Source organism: Acidovorax sp. GW835-FHT14G06 (genome assembly GCF_058793595.1).
In genome coordinates, this window is sequence record NZ_JBXAGA010000007.1 from 49,992 (window position 1) to 67,057 (window position 17,066).

The 17,066-nt window shown below is 64.1% G+C and carries 12 protein-coding genes; 9 read left to right on the forward strand and 3 right to left on the reverse strand.

The annotated features are described in order from the left end of the window. The first annotated feature begins 150 nt into the window (after positions 1 to 150). The 5 genes from aceE to AC1Q64_RS13675 all read left to right on the forward strand — a co-directional run bounded on the left by aceE (position 151) and on the right by AC1Q64_RS13675 (position 9,721). Complete coding sequence (gene aceE / locus AC1Q64_RS13655) at positions 151 to 2,871, forward strand: pyruvate dehydrogenase (acetyl-transferring), homodimeric type (protein WP_291434482.1); 2,721 nt, start codon at positions 151 to 153, stop codon at positions 2,869 to 2,871. A 19-nt stretch (positions 2,872 to 2,890) separates the two neighbouring features. Further along, complete coding sequence (gene aceF / locus AC1Q64_RS13660) at positions 2,891 to 4,567, forward strand: dihydrolipoyllysine-residue acetyltransferase (protein WP_492251692.1); 1,677 nt, start codon at positions 2,891 to 2,893, stop codon at positions 4,565 to 4,567. 19 nt (positions 4,568 to 4,586) lie between these two features. Next, positions 4,587 to 6,437, forward strand: coding sequence for a dihydrolipoyl dehydrogenase (gene lpdA / locus AC1Q64_RS13665; RefSeq protein ID WP_492251693.1), 1,851 nt, complete (start codon positions 4,587 to 4,589; stop codon positions 6,435 to 6,437). A 234-nt stretch (positions 6,438 to 6,671) separates the two neighbouring features. Next, positions 6,672 to 8,039, forward strand: coding sequence for a hypothetical protein (locus tag AC1Q64_RS13670; RefSeq protein WP_492251694.1), 1,368 nt, complete (start codon positions 6,672 to 6,674; stop codon positions 8,037 to 8,039). Between the two features lie 260 nt (positions 8,040 to 8,299). Then, on the forward strand, positions 8,300 to 9,721 hold the full coding sequence (locus AC1Q64_RS13675) for an aspartate kinase (protein WP_291434490.1): 1,422 nt from the start codon (positions 8,300 to 8,302) through the stop codon (positions 9,719 to 9,721). Between the two features lie 216 nt (positions 9,722 to 9,937). Here the strand turns inward: AC1Q64_RS13675 and AC1Q64_RS13680 are convergent, their stop codons facing one another. Further along, on the reverse strand, positions 9,938 to 10,909 hold the full coding sequence (locus tag AC1Q64_RS13680) for a DMT family transporter (RefSeq protein ID WP_492251695.1): 972 nt from the start codon (positions 10,907 to 10,909) through the stop codon (positions 9,938 to 9,940). Between the two features lie 168 nt (positions 10,910 to 11,077). Here AC1Q64_RS13680 and AC1Q64_RS13685 point away from each other — a divergent pair, with 168 nt between their 5' ends. The 3 genes from AC1Q64_RS13685 (at position 11,078) to AC1Q64_RS13695 (ending at position 14,240) form a co-directional block, all read left to right on the forward strand. Then, positions 11,078 to 11,992, forward strand: a complete 915-nt coding sequence (locus AC1Q64_RS13685; protein ID WP_291434493.1) for a LysR family transcriptional regulator — start codon at positions 11,078 to 11,080, stop codon at positions 11,990 to 11,992. A gap of 113 nt (positions 11,993 to 12,105) precedes the next feature. After that, positions 12,106 to 13,056, forward strand: a complete 951-nt coding sequence (locus AC1Q64_RS13690) for a class I SAM-dependent methyltransferase (protein WP_291434495.1) — start codon at positions 12,106 to 12,108, stop codon at positions 13,054 to 13,056. Between the two features lie 506 nt (positions 13,057 to 13,562). Continuing rightward, entirely contained in the window at positions 13,563 to 14,240 is a 678-nt protein-coding gene (locus AC1Q64_RS13695) for a cupin domain-containing protein (protein ID WP_291434498.1), read from the forward strand. A 168-nt stretch (positions 14,241 to 14,408) separates the two neighbouring features. Here the strand turns inward: AC1Q64_RS13695 and AC1Q64_RS13700 are convergent, their stop codons facing one another. Further along, positions 14,409 to 14,930 (reverse strand): EVE domain-containing protein, encoded by a 522-nt coding sequence (locus AC1Q64_RS13700; protein ID WP_291434500.1) that lies wholly within the window; start codon positions 14,928 to 14,930, stop codon positions 14,409 to 14,411. 310 nt (positions 14,931 to 15,240) lie between these two features. On the opposite strand from AC1Q64_RS13700, the gene AC1Q64_RS13705 reads away from it, so the two are divergent. Further along, positions 15,241 to 16,353, forward strand: a complete 1,113-nt coding sequence (locus AC1Q64_RS13705) for a DUF3592 domain-containing protein (RefSeq protein ID WP_492251696.1) — start codon at positions 15,241 to 15,243, stop codon at positions 16,351 to 16,353. Between the two features lie 25 nt (positions 16,354 to 16,378). Here the strand turns inward: AC1Q64_RS13705 and alkB are convergent, their stop codons facing one another. Beyond that, entirely contained in the window at positions 16,379 to 17,032 is a 654-nt protein-coding gene (gene alkB / locus AC1Q64_RS13710; protein WP_291434559.1) for a DNA oxidative demethylase AlkB, read from the reverse strand. Between the last annotated feature and the right edge of the window lie 34 nt (positions 17,033 to 17,066).

Below are 17,066 nucleotides of genomic sequence, written 5' to 3' on the forward strand. Positions count from 1 at the left end.
GCCCCGGGAGTGCTCAGGCCTTCCGCATCATGTGCGTCTGCAGCAAATTATTGCAATATGAAATGAATAAGCACCATTTGAAATTACGAAAAAATATGCGAAACTAGAGCCAACGTACTAAATTGCTGCCACACCTACAGGAGACAAAGCATGTCAGCTCAGCCCGACCCTCAGGCCGGTTTCGGCATCGGTTCCGATACCGACCAGCAAGAAACCCGTGAATGGATGGACGCGCTGTCCGCCGTGATCGACAAGGAGGGCCCAGAGCGCGCCCACTTCCTGTTGGAACAACTTCTTGAACACGCCCGCCAGAGCAGCATCGACCTGCCGTTTTCTGCCAACACGGGTTACGTCAACACCATCGAGCCTGAAAAAGAGGCGCACTGCCCCGGCAATATCGCCATCGAAAAGCGCCTGCGCGCCTACATGCGCTGGAACGCCATGGCCATGGTGGTGCGTGCCAACCGCCTGAACCCCGCTGACGGTGGTGACCTGGGCGGCCACATCGGTTCGTTTGCTTCGGTGGCCAGCATGTTTGGTGCGGGCTTCAACCACTTCTGGCATGCCGCCAGCGAAGACCACGGCGGTGACCTGCTGTACATCCAGGGCCACAGCGCCCCGGGCATCTATGCGCGCGCTTATCTGGAGGGCCGCCTGAGCGAAGAGCAGCTCGATAGCTTCCGTCAGGAAGTGGACGGCAAGGGCCTGTCCAGCTACCCGCATCCCAAGCTGATGCCCGAGTTCTGGCAGTTCCCTACGGTGTCCATGGGCCTGGGGCCATTGATGGCCATCTACCAGGCCCGCTTCCTCAAGTACCTTCACGCCCGTGGCATTGCCAACACCGAAAACCGCAAGGTGTGGGTGTTCTGCGGCGACGGTGAAATGGACGAACCCGAATCCCTGGGCGCCATCGGCCTGGCCGCGCGCGAAAACCTCGATAATCTGGTCTTCGTCATCAACTGCAACCTGCAGCGCCTGGACGGCCCGGTGCGGGGCAACGGCAAGATCGTGCAAGAACTCGAAGGCGAGTTCCGCGGCGCGGGCTGGAACGTGATCAAGCTGCTGTGGGGCAATGGCTGGGATGCCCTGCTGGCCCGCGACAAGACCGGCAAGCTCAAGCAGCTGATGATGGAAACGCTGGACGGCGATTACCAGGCCATGAAGGCCAACGACGGCGCCTTCGTGCGCAAGAACTTCTTCGGCAAGTACCCCGAAACGCTCAAGCTCGTCGAGCACATGACCGACGAAGAGGTGTTCGAGCTGCGCCGTGGCGGCCACGAGCCCGCCAAGGTGTATGCCGCCTTCCATGCTGCCAACGAGCACAAGAACCAGCCCACCGTGCTGCTGGTCAAGACCGTCAAGGGTTATGGCATGGGCAAGGCGGGTGAAGGCAAGAACACCGTGCACCAGACCAAGAAGCTGTCGGACGAGGACATCAAGTACATCCGCGACCGCTTCGCCATCCCGATCCCTGACAGCCAGCTGGCCGAGATCCCGTACTACAAGCCGGCCGACGACACCCCGGAAATGCAGTACCTGCACGAGCGCCGCAAGGCCCTGGGTGGCTACCTGCCCAAGCGCCGTCCCAAGGCCGACGAGCACTTCACCGTGCCCGCCATCGAAACCTTCAAGGCCATCCTGGAGCCCACGGCCGAAGGCCGTGAAATCTCCACCACACAAGCCTACGTGCGTTTCATCACGCAACTGCTGCGCGACCAGGCCCTGGGCCCCCGCGTGGTACCCATCCTGGTGGATGAGGCCCGCACCTTTGGCATGGAAGGCCTGTTCCGCCAGATCGGCATCTACAACCCCAAGGGCCAGCTGTACACCCCGGTCGATCGCGACCAGGTGATGTACTACAAGGAGGACAAGGCCGGCCAGATCCTGCAGGAGGGCATCAACGAAGCCGGCGGCATGGCCAGCTGGATCGCTGCTGCCACCAGCTACAGCACCAACAACCGCATCATGGTGCCGTTCTATGTGTACTACTCGATGTTCGGATTCCAGCGCATTGGCGACCTGGCCTGGGCGGCGGGTGACATGCAGGCCCGTGGCTTCTTGCTGGGCGGGACCTCGGGCCGCACCACGCTCAACGGGGAAGGCCTGCAGCACGAAGATGGCCACAGCCACATCCTGGCCAACACCATCCCCAACTGCGTGAGCTACGACCCCACGTTTGCCCACGAAGTGGCAGTGATCATGCACCGGGGCCTCAAGCGCATGGTCGAGCAGCAAGAGAACGTTTTCTACTACATCACGCTGCTCAACGAGAACTACCCCATGCCAGGCCTTGTGGAAGGCACGGAAGAGCAAATCATCAAGGGCATGTACCTGTGCAAGCCCGGTGCCGAGGGTGACAAGCGCGTGCAACTGCTGGGCTCAGGCACCATCCTGCGCGAGTCGCTGGCCGCACAAACCCTGCTGGCTGCCGATTGGGGTGTGCAGGCCGATGTCTGGAGCTGCCCCAGCTTCAACGAACTCACCCGCGAAGGCCAGGACGCCGACCGCTGGAACCTGTTGCACCCGCTGGAGACGCCGCGTGTGTCGTTCGTGGCGCAGCAACTGGGCAGCAGCACCGGCCCCGTGGTCGCATCGACCGACTACATGAAGGCCTATGCAGAGCAGATCCGTCCCTTTGTGCAGAGCTCGGCCAAGGGTGGCCGCAACTACAAGGTGCTGGGCACCGACGGTTTTGGCCGCAGCGACTTCCGCAGCAAGCTGCGCGAGCATTTCGAGGTCAACCGCCACTACATCGTTGTGGCCGCCCTCAAGGCGCTGAGCGAAGACGGCGTGTTGCCTGTCACCAAGGTGGCGGAGGCCATTGCCAAGTACAACATCCAGGCCGACAAGATCAACCCGCTCTACGCATAAACCGAACGGAGACAGAACAATGGCATTGGTCAACATTCAAGTCCCGGATATCGGGGACTTTGACGAAGTGGGCGTGATCGAGTTGCTGGTCAAGGTGGGTGACACCGTGAAGGCCGAGCAGTCGCTCATTACCGTCGAATCGGACAAGGCATCCATGGAGATCCCGTCCAGCCACGCAGGCGTGGTCAAGGAACTCAAGATTGCATTGGGCGACAAGGTCAAACAAGGCTCGGTGATTGCTGTGGTGGAGTCCGCTGACGCGGGCGCCGCCGCAGCTCCGGCCGCTGCGCCGGCTCCTGCAGCGGCGGCTCCCGCCCCAGTGGCGGCACCTGCGCCAGCTCCTGCTGCTGCCGCCTCTGCGGCCACTGGCCCGGTCGAAGTGCGAGTGCCCGACATCGGCGACTTCAAGGACGTGGCCGTCATCGAGATGCTGGTCAAGGTCGGCGACACCATCAAGGTCGAGCAGTCCCTGTTCACCGTCGAATCCGACAAGGCCTCCATGGAGATTCCTTCGCCTGCCGCTGGCGTGCTCAAGGAACTCAAGGTCAAGATTGGCGACACCGTCAACATTGGTGATCTGGTGGCTCTGCTTGAAGGTACGGCAGCTGCTGCAGCGCCTGTAGCAGCACCTGTTGCGGCCGCTGCGCCGACACCAGCCCCAGTGGCTGTGGCCGCTCCTGCGGTGGCAGCCGCAGCACCCGCCGCTGCCTCCGCCTCGGTGGCTGTCCCTGCCCACCAGCCCGGCACCCCTAAGGCAGGCCTGCCCCATGCATCGCCTTCGGTGCGTAAGTTCGCCCGCGAACTGGGCGTGCCCATCGACGAAGTCAAGGGCACCGGCCCCAAGGGCCGCATCACCCAGGACGACGTGGCTGCCTTCACCAAGCAGGTGATGACTGGCGCGGTGCAAACCAAGGCCCAGGCGGCCAAGGCGCCCGCAGCAGCATCCGGCGGCTCCGGCGTGGGTCTGGACCTGCTGCCCTGGCCCAAGGTGGACTTCACCAAGTTCGGCCCCGTGGAGCGCAAGGACCTCTCGCGCATCAAGAAGATCAGCGGCGCCAACCTGCACCGCAACTGGGTCGTCATCCCGCACGTCACCAACCACGACGACGCCGACATCACCGACCTCGAAGCCTTCCGCGTGCAGTTCAACAAGGAAAACGAGAAGAGTGGCGTCAAGGTCACCATGCTCGCCTTCATGATCAAGGCCGCCGTGGCCGCGCTCAAGAAGTTCCCCGAGTTCAACAGCTCGCTCGACGGCGACCAGTTGGTGATGAAGAACTACTTCCACATCGGCTTTGCGGCCGACACGCCCAACGGCCTCGTTGTGCCGGTCATCCGCGACGCCGACCAAAAGGGCATCGTCCAGATCTCGCAAGAGATGGGCGACCTGGCCAAGAAGGCGCGCGACGGCAAGCTCGGCCCGGCCGACATGACCGGCGGCTGCTTCTCCATCAGCTCCCTGGGCGGCATTGGCGGGCGTTACTTCACGCCCATCATCAACGCTCCCGAAGTCGCCATCATGGGCGTGTGCAAGAGCAGCCTGGAGCCAAAGTGGGACGGCAAGCAATTTGCGCCGCGCCTCATGCTGCCCCTGAGCCTGAGCTGGGACCACCGCGTGATCGACGGCGCCGCTGCTGCACGCTTCAACGTGTACTTTGCCTCGCTGCTGGCGGACTTCCGCCGCATCGTGATGTAACGAAAGGGCAAGACACACCATGGCAATCATCGACATCAAGGTGCCCGACATCGGCGACTTCGCCGAAGTGGCCATCATCGAAGTGCTGGTCAAACCCGGCGACACCATCAAGGCCGAGCAGAGCCTGATCACCGTGGAGTCCGACAAGGCCTCCATGGAGATCCCGTCCAGCCATGCTGGCGTGGTCAAGGAGCTGAAAGTGAAGCTCGGCGACAAGATCGCCGAAGGCTCGGTGGTGCTGACGCTGGAAGTGCAGGGCGCAGGTGCAGCCGCTCCAGCGCCTGCTGCTGCCCCAGCGCCCGCAGTGTCAGAGCAAAAAGAGGCTGTAGCGCAGGTAAATCATGTGCCAGCAGCTATCAATCCAGTAGCATCCAGCTTTGCAGGTACTGCAGATCTGGACTGCGACGTGCTCGTGCTCGGCGGCGGCCCCGGCGGCTACAGCGCCGCCTTCCGCGCCGCAGACCTGGGCCTCAAGGTCGTCATCGTCGAGCGCTACGCAGCCCTGGGTGGCGTGTGCCTGAACGTGGGCTGCATCCCCTCCAAGGCGCTGCTGCACGTGGCGGCCGTCATGGACGAAGTCAGCCACATGGCCGACGTGGGCGTGGACTTTGGTGCGCCCGCCGTCAACATCGATAAGCTGCGTGGCCACAAAGAGAAAGTCATCGGCAAGCTCACCGGCGGCCTGGCCGCCATGGCCAAGATGCGCAAGGTGACCACCGTGCGCGGCTACGGTGCTTTCGTCGGTGCCAACCACCTTGAAGTGGAAGAAACCACCGGCACCGGCCAGGAGAAGACGGGTACCAAGAAGGTCATCGCCTTCAAGAAGGCCATCATTGCCGCGGGCAGCCAGGCCGTGCGCCTGCCCTTCATGCCCGACGATCCACGCGTGGTCGATTCCACCGGCGCCCTGGCGCTGAAGGAAGTGCCCAAGCGCATGCTCATCCTGGGCGGCGGCATCATCGGCCTCGAAATGGGCACCGTGTACAGCACCCTGGGCGCGCGCCTGGATGTGGTCGAGATGATGGACGGCCTGATGCAGGGCGCCGACCGCGACCTCGTCAAGATCTGGCAGAAGATGAACGCCAAGCGTTTTGACAACATCATGCTCAAGACCAAGACGGTGGGTGCTAAGGCCACGCCCGAAGGCATTGAGGTGACGTTTGCGCCAGCGGAAGAGGGCGGTACCGCCCCCGCACCCCAGGTGTACGACCTCGTACTGCAGGCCGTGGGCCGCACGCCCAACGGCAAGAAGATCGCTGCCGAGAAGGCTGGCGTGGCCGTGACGGACCGTGGCTTCATCAACGTCGACATCCAGATGCGCACCAACGTGCCGCACATCTTCGCCATCGGCGACATCGTGGGCCAGCCCATGCTGGCGCACAAGGCGGTGCACGAGGCACACGTGGCGGCCGAAGTCATCGCGGGTGAACTGCAGGGCAACAAGGAACTGGCAGCAGCCGCCTTCAACGCCCGCGTTATTCCCAGTGTGGCCTACACCGACCCCGAAGTGGCATGGGTCGGTCTAACCGAAGACCAGGCCAAGGCCCAGGGCATCAAGGTCAAGAAGGGCCTTTTCCCCTGGACGGCCTCTGGCCGCGCCATTGCCAACGGCCGCGACGAGGGCGTGACCAAGCTGCTGTTCGACGACTCGCCCGAAGCCCATGGCCACGGCAAGATCCTGGGCGGCGGCATGGTCGGCACCCATGCGGGTGACATGATTGGCGAGATCGCGCTGGCCATCGAGATGGGCGCGGATGCGGTGGACATCGGCAAGACCATCCACCCGCACCCCACGCTGGGCGAGAGCATCGGCATGGCGGCGGAGATTGCGCACGGCTCGTGCACCGACGTGCCGCCGCAGAAGAAGTAGCAAAGCACGTCCCCATCTCTCCACGCACAAGCCCGAACTGGCAACAGTTCGGGCTTTTTCGCATGTGGGCGGATGGGCAAGAGGCAGGGCAAGGGGGTGCAATACTCACAGCGGGCGGAAATGGTGCCGAAACGGCCAAGTACCGCCATGGCCTCATGTTCCAAATGCCAGCTGCTCAGTCACATGCCTTTGATCCTCCGTGTTTTCCAGAATGCCCTGCTGAGTAGAAATCGCATGGCCCTGCTGGCCTTGTCGCCGTTGCTGTTGTTCGCCCTGGTCGCACCTGCCTACTGGGCGTTCTACATCTTTCAATTGTCGATGGGTGTTGTAGCGCTTTTTTTCCCCTGGGGGCTGTTGCTTGCACCCTCCGGCATTGGGCTTGGTACGGGTCTCATCGTTGGTGCCCTGGCGAGTTTGGTCGCCATGGGCTTCATGTTGTACCGACATCCCAGTTCGCGGGCGTGGGGCTGGGCTTTCCCTGCCATTCCCTTGGCGTTGTTGTGCATCGGTTCTTGGGCGTTCGCACGAGGCAAGCTGGCCGAACAAGTCGCTGCTGGGCTCGATGTGGGCTGGGCAGCGTTGGTAATGCTGGCACAGGGAGCCTACGTACTGGTGGTTGTGCTGCTGTTGCTGCTCATTGCGCTGCCGTATAAAGTGGCTTCTCGCGAAGGAGCATGGAAACGCTTGGGGGGCGTTGTATTGTTCTGGGCGATGTCCCTTTTGGCCATTGGTCACGCGCAGTCCTGGGCACGAGGCCATCTGACGGGCTTGCGCGACGGCTTGGCGGAAGCAATTGCCACCGACAGCCGAAACCCGTTGGTGCGTGCTACTTGCTCGGGAAACTTGAGCCAAGCGAATGATCTGCTTGAGCGCAGCGGCAAGCCCTTGAGTGAGGGCAACCTGGATGCGCTCAAGCGTGAGTGTCTCAGGAGCAATACCTCACGTTTCTACGCTGAGCGCATTCCGGTGGTTCTTCAGGCCACACTGGCCTTTGAAGCGCGGGTGCCATCTGCAGGACCCAGAGGATGCAGCAAACGTCAGCAGGCCTTGCTTCGCACTATTTACGAGAACGACTTTCCGGATATCGCCCTGCGCGCCTTCTTGGACCGCGGCCTGCCGATCCAGTGTGCGGTGACACCTGGCAGTGATGAAATTCCCGTCTGGTGGTCTGTGGCCTCCCCTCAACCTGGTTTCGATCTGGATACAGAGCGAATTCGGCGTTTGGAGATTCTAGGGATCGACCTGTTGCAGCAGAACGGTCAGGGCCTGGACCTTGTGGGTGCCAATCCGAACTACTTCATGTCAGGAGCATCAGATGCCACATTGCTGCGGCTCTTTGAGCTTGGCCTGCGCGACCAGGCCGACGGCCGTACGCCCCACGGCCTGGTGATCGAGGTGATGCGGCGCCGGTTCGGCTTGGGCACGGCAGATTCCGATTCTGCGGACTTTGCGCGCCTGTATGAGCGGGTGGGAGACCCGACCAGGGAACAGCTACTGCATGTTGAAGCAAAAGCTCCATGGATGTTGCCATCGACTACACAGGCCTTGAGCGGGAATGAAGCGCGTTTGAGGCAATACGTTGCGCAACGTCTGGCGCAATAGCTGTTTGGGGAAGGCGCAGGGTACGAGACGATTGGCAACAACCTGCGAGATCCCCGCAGCAGCAGACTTGCAACTCAACTGGTGACCCCATCCCGCGGCCCTGGCGGAAGTCACGCACGTTCTGGCGCAGACTGATGCCCCTGACCCCCCCCGAAAGGGGCCCGCCAAAAGTCGTGGAAAATAGAGGGTTTCCTGCCGCTGAGTCCCTTGGCAGAACACCCGTCCGGCTTTCCAACTTTTTTGCTCCCCTGAGCCTGTCCATGCAAGACGTTCAAAACTCCAAGATCTCTGTCGAGAAGATCGGCGGCACTTCCATGACCGCCTTTGGCGATGTGCTGCGCCACATCATGCTGCACGACCCCAAGCGCATTTACGGCCGGATTTATGTGGTGTCCGCCTACTCGGGCGTGACGAACCAGTTGCTGGAGCACAAGAAGACGGGCGAGCGCGGCATCTACGCCCTGTTTGCTGAAGGCAAGGGCTACCAGGACGCCTTGACCCAACTGGCCGCCAGCCTGAAAAAGCTGAACGCGGGCTACGCCGACCTGCGCCTGCCGCTGGATGTGGCAGACGCCTTCATCGACCAGCGCGTTGGCCAGGCGCGTGAGTACCTGAACGCCATGCAGCACGTGCTGGCCAGTGGCTATCTGAGCCGCAAGGATGTGCTGCTGGCTGCGCGCGAAGTGTTGGCCTCCATTGGCGAGTCGCACAGCGCGTTCAACTCGGTCGAGATCCTCAAGGCCAATGGTGTCAACGCCATCCTGATGGACCTGGCTGGTTTTGACGACAACGAAGCCTGGACCATCGACGAGCGCATTGCGCAAAGCTTCAAGGGCCTGGACCTGAGCGACAAGGTGGTGGTGGCCACTGGCTACACCAAAGGCACTGAAGGCATCATGCGCGAGTTTGACCGGGGCTACTCCGAAGTCACCTTCAGCAAGATCGCCGTGGAAGTGCGCCCCGCCGAGGCCGTGATCCACAAGGAATTCCACCTCTCGTCCGCCGACCCTAACCTGGTGGGCCTGGAAAACGCCATCGTGGTGGGCGCCACCAACTACGACGTGGCCGACCAGCTGGCTGACGTGGGCATGGAGGCCATCCACCCCAAGGCCGCCAAGCCCATGGAGCTGGCCGGCATTCCCATCCGTCTGAAAAACACGTTTGAGCCCGACCACCCGGGCACGCTGATCACCAAAGACTTTGTGGGCGAGCGCGCACGCGTCGAGATCGTCACGGGCACCGACAAGGTCACGCTGATTGAGATCCACGACCCCAGCATGGTGGGCACTGTGGGCTTTGATGCGGGCCTGATGAACGTGTTCTGCAAGCACGATGTGAGCTACATCCTGAAGGCGACCAACGCCAACTCCATCGCTCATCTGGTGTGGGACAACCAGGTCACGCCCGAACTGGTGGCCGAGCTGCAGGAGGGCTACCAGGTCGTGACGATCAAGCCAAGCGCCATCGTGTGCACCATTGGCTCCAACATCAGCATCCCAGGCGTGCTCGCCAAGGCAGCGCAGGCGCTGGCTGATGCGCAGGTCAACGTGAACTGCGTGTCGCAAACTTTGCGCCAGGTGAACATGCAGTTCGTGATCGAACGCGAAGACTACAAGACAGCCATCAAGGCGCTGAACATGGCCTTGTGCGTGAACTCCGGCACACCCGTTCCGCGCGTTTGATCCCGCCACGGTGTTATCTGAAAGCCCGCTGCATGCGGGCTTTTTTGTGCATGGTGCGTGGTGCTTCTATCCGTTTGCCAACACTGCACCCCAGCCTCACGTTCTGCCCATCCACCAGCAACATAGCCACTTATCCCAGCAAAACCCGTAACGGCAGCCCCGTCATACGCACCCGCGCGCCTTGGTCGCTGGCGTGGCCGCGCCTATTTGCTGCGGTTAGTGTGATTCGCCTGCGCCGAGCGGGGCGCCCGCTCGCGGCGGTTGTGCCACGGCGGCCACCGGCCGTTTGCTTATCAGCAGCACCCCTGCCAGCACCAGCACGGCGCCGCCCATCTGCCAGGCGGTCAGCGGCTCGCCCAGCAGCCATGCGCCAAAGAAGATGGTGAGGATGGGCCCCAGCGTGCCGATCAGCGCGGTTTTGGGTGCGCCGATGCGGCGGATGGCGGCGGAGGTCATGAACACCGGCAGCACGGTGGAGAACACCGCCATGCCCAGGGCATGCAAATACACCGGCGCGGGCTGCACCAGCGCAACCGCCGGCTGGGTGGCGGCGAAGTGCAGCAGGGTGGCAACGGTGGACACCAGCATGGCCAGCGCCGTGAAGCGGGCGGCGCCCAGGCGGCGTATGGCGGGTTCGCTGCCTGCCTGGTAGAACGCATACGACACCGCCGAGCCAAAGACAAAGCCCGCGCCAATCAGCACCGCGCGCGTGTCGCCCGCAATGTGCAGGTCGTGCGCAAACGCCAGGCCAATGCCCGCATACGACAGCAGCAGCGCTGCCATCTCCCGGCGCGACGCGGTTTTGCCGAGGAACAGCACGCCGATCAGGATGGTGAGCGTGGGGTAGGTGAACAGAATCAGCCGCTCCAGGCTGGCGGTGATGTATTGCAGCCCCACGAAGTCCAGAATGCTGGCGCCGTAGTAGCCCAGCAGGCCGAGCGCCACCACCGCCAGCCAGTCGCGCCGGGCCAGCGGTGCCAGATTGCGGCTGGCGCGCCAGCCCACCCAGGCGAACACCGGCACCGAAAACAGCATGCGCAGCGCCAGCAGGGTGACCGAGTCCACCTGTACCGCCTGCGGCACGGCGTAGGCCAGCTTCACAAAGATGGCTTTGAACGAGAAGCCGAACGCTGCGAGCACGGCCAGGGCCAGCCCAACGCGTTCGGGGGACCATGTTTTGATGGACATAGGGGCAACTAACTTGGCAAGGGGCTAAGGGACAAGGGTGGGGCGGACCTTTGAGCGCAGTCCTCTGACGCTGTTTCGTTCGGTTTTTGAATGGTCGGTGCATTTGCAGCAAGGCACAATTGCCCATCTCCCAAGCCAGCGTTCGTTGCAGGCGAACACAGCACCCCCATGAACTACGACCTGACGGACCTGCGCCTTTTTGTGGCGGTTGCGGAAGAGGGCAACCTCACCCGTGGCGCGGCGCGCGCGTTTCTGGCGCCGTCTTCGGCCAGCCACCGCATCCGGCGGCTCGAAGACGCGCTCAACGCCACGCTGCTGGACCGCCAGGCGCGCGGCGTGGCGCTGACCCGCGCGGGCGAGGCGCTGCTGCGCAACGCGCGCCAGGTGCTGGCCAGCCTGGAGCAGATGCACGCCAACCTGTCGCCGTTTGCCACGGGCATACGCGGCCATGTCAGCCTGTGGGCCAACACGCATGCCACGCACACGTATTTGCCCGACGACCTGGCAGATTTTTTGCGCCAGCACCCGCAGGTCAGCGTGAGTCTGGAAGAGCGCACCAGCACCGACATCGTGGTGGCCGTGGCCGGCGGCGAGATTGACGTGGGCGTGCTGGCAGACAGCGGCCACAGTGCAGGCGTGGACCTGCTGCCCTACCGGCAAGACCGGCTGGTGCTCATCGTCCCCCGGGGCCACGCGCTGTCGTCACGCACGGGCGTGGGTTTTGCCGAGGTGCTGGGCCACCCGTTTGTCATGCTGCATGCGGGGTCGTCCATTCACACTTTCACCATGAATGCTGCCGCCGCCCTGGGCCAGCACCTGGACGTGCGAATTCAGGTGCGCAGTTTTGAGGCCGTGTGCCGCATGGTGGGCGCGGGTGTGGGCATTGGCATGGTGCCGCGCAGCGCGGTCAGCACGGCGGGCCTGGCCGAGCCGCCCGTGGTGCTGGAAATGAACGAGCCCTGGGCGCAGCGCGACCTGCAGATTTGCACCCGCAAGGGCGTGCTGCTTTCCGGCTTTGCCGCCGCGCTGGTGGCGCATTTGCAGGCGACAGCGCCGGGCCATGTTGCAGATCCCGTGCAGTAGCTGGCGTGATGGCGCCCGCACCCGTTCCTTCTGGTCAGACCAACCATTCAAAAATGATAGCTGCTAGCGCATGATGTATAAGCGCTAGCGGCCAAAAACACTTCAACTTTTCTATGCAAGCCCTGCTCGACACCATTGCCACCATGCCTTTGCCCACCGACGCCATGCGCGTCTTTCATGGGCGGGGTGGCAAACACCCGGGCGATGAGCAGTGGGTGCTGGACGCCTACCCGCCCGTCTTCGTCGTCACCGGCTTTGCACCGGCCACCGATGAGCAACTGGCCGCTATCGGCGCCGCGCTGGAGGCACGCTGGGCGCAGATTGCCCCGGCGGGCGAGGTGTTGAATTGGGTGTTTCAGCACCGGGGCGAGGCCCTTCGCATGGAGGGCCGCAGCGAGACGCGCTTGATGGCCGGCGCCGTGCCCGACCCGCATGTAGTGACCGAGGCGGGCGCGCGCTACCGCGTGCATGTGCTGCGTGGCCAGAACCACGGCCTGTTTCTGGACATGGCCGAAGGTCGGCGCTGGGTGCGCGACTATGCCGCCGCCCGCAGCACCGACCGCTATGGCCTCAAGGTGCTGAACCTGTTTGCCTACACCTGCGCGTTTTCGGTGGTGGCGCTGCAGGCGGGCGCCAAACAGGTGGTGAATGTGGACATGGCCCACGGCGCCATTGCCGTGGGCCAACAAAACCACCAGCTCAACGGCATCACCACCGGCGCGGCGTTTTTGCCGCACGACATTTTCAGCAGCTGGGGCAAGATCAACCGTAGCGGGCCGTATGGTCTGGTCATCGTCGACCCGCCCAGCTACCAAAAGGGCAGCTTTGTGGCCACCAAGGACTACGCCCGCCTGATGCGCCGCCTGCCCGACCTGCTGGCCCCCGGCGGCCACGCGCTGCTGTGCCTGAACGCGCCCGAGCTGGGCCTGGCGTTTTTGCAGGACCAGATGCGCGAGCTGGCGCCTGAGCTGCAGTTTGTAGAGCGCGTGGCCAACCCAACCGTGTTTGCCGATGTGGACGAGGAGCGGGCGCTGAAGGTGCTGGTGTACCGCGCGCCTGCGTGAGGGGGGATGGCACGCGCGAACGCGATCTGGACGAGGGCGCGAACCATGTTCGTGCGAGTCCCGGGGAGTGGAGCGTTTGGTTGGCTGCCCGTTGCGAACTGTGAACCTACGGACGCAGGAGAGATCGCCCTGTTGCGTGGGAGCAGGGTGTATTCGGCTGCGTTCCGCCAAACGGGTGGCCTCAGGCAATGCCCTGCGCCAGGCACTGGCTACCGTCCTCCACCGACAATTCCGGCTGGCCAGTCGCCGGAGCAGGTGGTGCTCCTGTTTCGGCCTTGATTATTTCTTCCACGCCCCATATCGGAGAACCTTATGCCAGACGATGACCGTTGTTGCGGCACCGGCACCTGCATCATTGATACCGAGGGGCGCTGCTGGTGCGGGCAGGTGTGGAATGGCGAACAAATGTGCCGACCTGCGCTGACGGACGCCATTCCCGACGCCACCCCTGACGCCACCCCCGCTCGCGGAACATGTGCCCCTGATCAGCCGGCAGGCACGGCTCCATGAGCGCCATCGCCCACACGCTGCTCAACAACGACTACACGGCACGCTGCGTGATTGATAGCCAGGCATTGCCCTGGCAGCAGTCGCCATCGCCGCTGGTGCACCGCCGCCTGCTCGAGCGTGACGGGGGCGAGGTGGCGCGAGCGACCTCCATCGTGCGCTACGACGCCGGTGCGCGGTTCGACCACCATTCGCATGGCCTGGGTGAGCAGATCCTGGTGCTCGAAGGCACGCTGAGCGATGAACTGGGTGACTACCCCGCAGGCACGTATCTGCAAAACCCGCCGGGTTCCGGGCACGCTCCGTATTCCATTGATGGCTGCACTCTGTTCGTCAAGCTGCGGTATCTCGACCCCGCTGATACGGAACGGGTGGTCATCAACACCCGCACTGCTTCCTGGTTTCAGGGCATGGTCGGCGGGCTGACGGTGCTGCCGCTCAGTGCTTTCGGCTCCCGTCATACCGCCATGGTGCGCTGGGCGCCCGGCACCTATTTCAATCCCCACCGCCACCATGGCGGCGAGGAGATCCTGGTGGTCGAAGGCGTGTTCTCCGACGAGCACGGCCACTACCCGGCGGGCAGCTGGCTGCGCAGCCCGCATGGCAGCCAGCACCAGCCCTACAGTGTCGAGGGCTGCCTGATTCTGGTCACCACGGGGCACCTGCTGAACACCTGACCGGACACGCCGTCCTGTGTGTCCAGTCCGCTCCCGCCCGGGGGGCGCCGCAAGGGGTGCACCATCTGTGCTCCATTTCAGGGTTTCCGTGATCGGGCCTGGCGCTGGTGGGCATGGGCCTGTCCGTCTTCGGTGTCTGGCTGGCGCGCCGCTGATCCGCCGCAAGCCCTATCGCAGCGTCATCAGTTCGGTGGTGATCACCGTCCACTCGTCTTGCGACACGGGTGTGATCGACAGGCGGCTGCCACGCTGCAGCAGGCGCATGGTGGCCAGCTCGGGCCGGGCCCGCAGCTCGGGCAGGCCGATGAGCCGGGTCTTGCGCAGCGCCTGCACGTCCAGCAGCAGCCAGCGGGGCGCGTCTCGTGGCGATTTGGGGTCGTGGTATGGCGACGCGGGGTCAAACTGCGTGGGGTCGGCCCGGATGCCGCTGGCCACACGGGCAATGCCCGCAATGCCGGGCGCAGGACAACTGGAGTGATAGAACAACACCCCATCTCCCACCTGCATGTCGTCGCGCATGAAGTTGCGGGCCTGGTAATTGCGTACGCCCGTCCAGGGCACCGTGGCGTTGGGCGCGGCCAGGGCATCGTCGATGGAGCACTCGTCGGGCTCGGACTTCATGAGCCAGAACTGGGCCGGGCGGCCAGCGGCGGCGTGCGAGGAGCGTGAATGAGTAGGAGCGGTGACCATGGCCGCATTCTGTCAAAGATGCCGAGGGTGGTGGCGGGCGCCTCAGGCCAGGGCACAGGCGGTGAGCTGCTATCTTTGTGATAGCTGTCCAGGCATGTTCCACTAGCGCTTGTGGCTTAAAACACCATAAATCGGCTGCGATCGCGTTGAAATGAGCCTGCTGTCTACATGGCAGATTGCGCCGCCCGGGGAGGCGCCGCAGAATCTGACAGTGCAAGGCTGGGGGGCGCCGGTCCAGGCCGCATGTGGCGGCATTCACCAGGTCCATCACCCCGTCGGTTTGTTGTCTTTTTTGCCCCGAATTTTGTCCATGACAAGACGCTCTTCTTCAACCCATGCGCAGGGTGCGCGCGGCCCCGCTGCCCGCGGTGGCCAGCGCGCTGGGGGCTGGCTGCTGGGCCTGTTTGCCCTGCCGTTTGCAGCTGTGGGCGTGGGCATGTTGCTGCTTAGCGTGTTGCCCACGCTGTACGACTGGGCGCGCATGCAGTGGTGGCAGCCCGTTCCGGCCACGTTGGAGGCTGCGCGGCTGGAAACCAGCCGTAGCAGCAAATCCAGCTCCTACACCGTCAAGGCTACCTACCGCTATCAGGTGGCGGGACGCGAGTACCAGGGCGAGCGCGTGGCGATCAGCGGTGGTGGCGACAACGTGGGCGATTTTCAGGAAGCGCTGGGTGCGCGGCTGGAGCAGGCACTGCGCGATGGCGCGCCCGTTCAGGTCTGGGTCAGTCCGTCTGACCCGGCAGACGCAGTCATTGACCGCAGCCTGCGGCCCGGCCTGCTGGCCCTGAAGATGGTGTTTGTGGTGGTGTTTGGCGGTGTGGGCGTGGGCCTGCTGGTGCATGTGCTGCGCCCAGCCCGGGCCGCGCGGGGCAGTGCAGGCGGCAGCGCCCAGCCACTGACAGCCGGTATGCCCGGGCGGGTGGAGCGCACGCCCGGCGGGGTGGCCATGTACTTTCCGGCGGGCCGATGGTGGGGACTCAAACTGGCGCTGGCCTTGGTGGGGGCTGTGTTTTTGGCCGTCGGGGCGCTGGTGCCCTGGGAGCAGGAATCATCGGGCGATATGGCGCCGTGGCTGTTCCGCCTGCTGTTTGGCGGTGTGGGCGGTGTGGTGCTGCTGGCCAGCTTCTATGCCCTGGCCAACAGCCTGCGCGTACAGCTGGACCACACCGGCCTGCGCACCGAGCGGCGCCTGCTGGGCCTGATGCTGCGCTGGCACCAGGTGCCCCCGCACGACATTGCCCGGCTGCGGGTGGTGGAGAGCTACACGGTCGAAAGCAACGGCAACCGCCAAGCGTACTTCCGCATCGTGGCTGAGCTGCGGGGTGGGCGGCAGCTCACCATCGCCCAGGACCTGAAGGGGCGCGCCCAGGCCGACAAGCTGCTGGCGTCCATTGGCGGCTGGACCGGCTACGCCACGTGTTGATTTCAGCAGGGTCGCTGAGACGACCTCAACCGGCCTTTCTGAAGGTGAGGTTGATGCGGTGGGCCCCCGTCAGCGGGTGGTGCGCCTGTGGCAAAGGCAACACCCCATGAAAGCGCAACCGCGCGGGCCCGCCCCAGACCACCACGTCGCCGTGCAGCAGCGCAATACGACGGGTCTTGTCCGCCCGCTGCGCGCCGCCCCACAGAAACATCGCCGGAACGCCCAGTGACACCGACACGATGGGGTGGGCGTAGTTGCCTTCATCGCGGTCCTGGTGCAGCGACAGCCGGGTGCCCGGCTCATAGCGGTTGACCAGGCAGGCATCGGGCGCAAAGCCCGGAAAGCCCGCTACTTCCGCAGCATCAAGCGCCAGTTGGCGAAACAGCGGTGGCATGGCGGGCCAGGCCTGCCCGCTGTCTGGGTCGATGGGGTCGTAGCGGTAACCGCTGCGATCACTCACCCAGCCCAGTGCACCGCAGTTGGTCATGGCCACCGACATGCGCAAGCCACCGGGCGTGATGAGATGCCTGAAGGGTGCCTGAGACGTGATCTGCTGCACCGCAGCCAGCAAGTCTGTGGCCTGCCTCAGCGCAAAGCTGCGCAGCACCATGGCGCCGGGCTCCAGCACCTCGGGTGGCTGGGCGGGCTGGGGCGGGTCATCGAACAGGCTGGCGGTCATGGCATTGGTCATGCGTGGCGATGGTGCAGCATGC

What these genes read in the sequence shown, in the direction of transcription:
- AC1Q64_RS13685 (WP_291434493.1), top strand. Translation starts at nt 11,078, where the DNA reads ATGAACTACGACCTGACGGACCTGCGCCTTTTTGTGGCGGTTGCGGAA.
- AC1Q64_RS13690 (WP_291434495.1), top strand. Translation starts at nt 12,106, where the DNA reads ATGCAAGCCCTGCTCGACACCATTGCCACCATGCCTTTGCCCACCGAC.
- aceE (WP_291434482.1), top strand. Translation starts at nt 151, where the DNA reads ATGTCAGCTCAGCCCGACCCTCAGGCCGGTTTCGGCATCGGTTCCGAT.
- AC1Q64_RS13680 (WP_492251695.1), bottom strand. Translation starts at nt 10,909, where the DNA reads ATGTCCATCAAAACATGGTCCCCCGAACGCGTTGGGCTGGCCCTGGCC.
- lpdA (WP_492251693.1), top strand. Translation starts at nt 4,587, where the DNA reads ATGGCAATCATCGACATCAAGGTGCCCGACATCGGCGACTTCGCCGAA.
- AC1Q64_RS13675 (WP_291434490.1), top strand. Translation starts at nt 8,300, where the DNA reads ATGCAAGACGTTCAAAACTCCAAGATCTCTGTCGAGAAGATCGGCGGC.
- aceF (WP_492251692.1), top strand. Translation starts at nt 2,891, where the DNA reads ATGGCATTGGTCAACATTCAAGTCCCGGATATCGGGGACTTTGACGAA.
- AC1Q64_RS13670 (WP_492251694.1), top strand. Translation starts at nt 6,672, where the DNA reads ATGGCCCTGCTGGCCTTGTCGCCGTTGCTGTTGTTCGCCCTGGTCGCA.
- AC1Q64_RS13705 (WP_492251696.1), top strand. Translation starts at nt 15,241, where the DNA reads ATGACAAGACGCTCTTCTTCAACCCATGCGCAGGGTGCGCGCGGCCCC.
- AC1Q64_RS13695 (WP_291434498.1), top strand. Translation starts at nt 13,563, where the DNA reads ATGAGCGCCATCGCCCACACGCTGCTCAACAACGACTACACGGCACGC.
- AC1Q64_RS13700 (WP_291434500.1), bottom strand. Translation starts at nt 14,930, where the DNA reads ATGGTCACCGCTCCTACTCATTCACGCTCCTCGCACGCCGCCGCTGGC.
- alkB (WP_291434559.1), bottom strand. Translation starts at nt 17,032, where the DNA reads ATGACCGCCAGCCTGTTCGATGACCCGCCCCAGCCCGCCCAGCCACCC.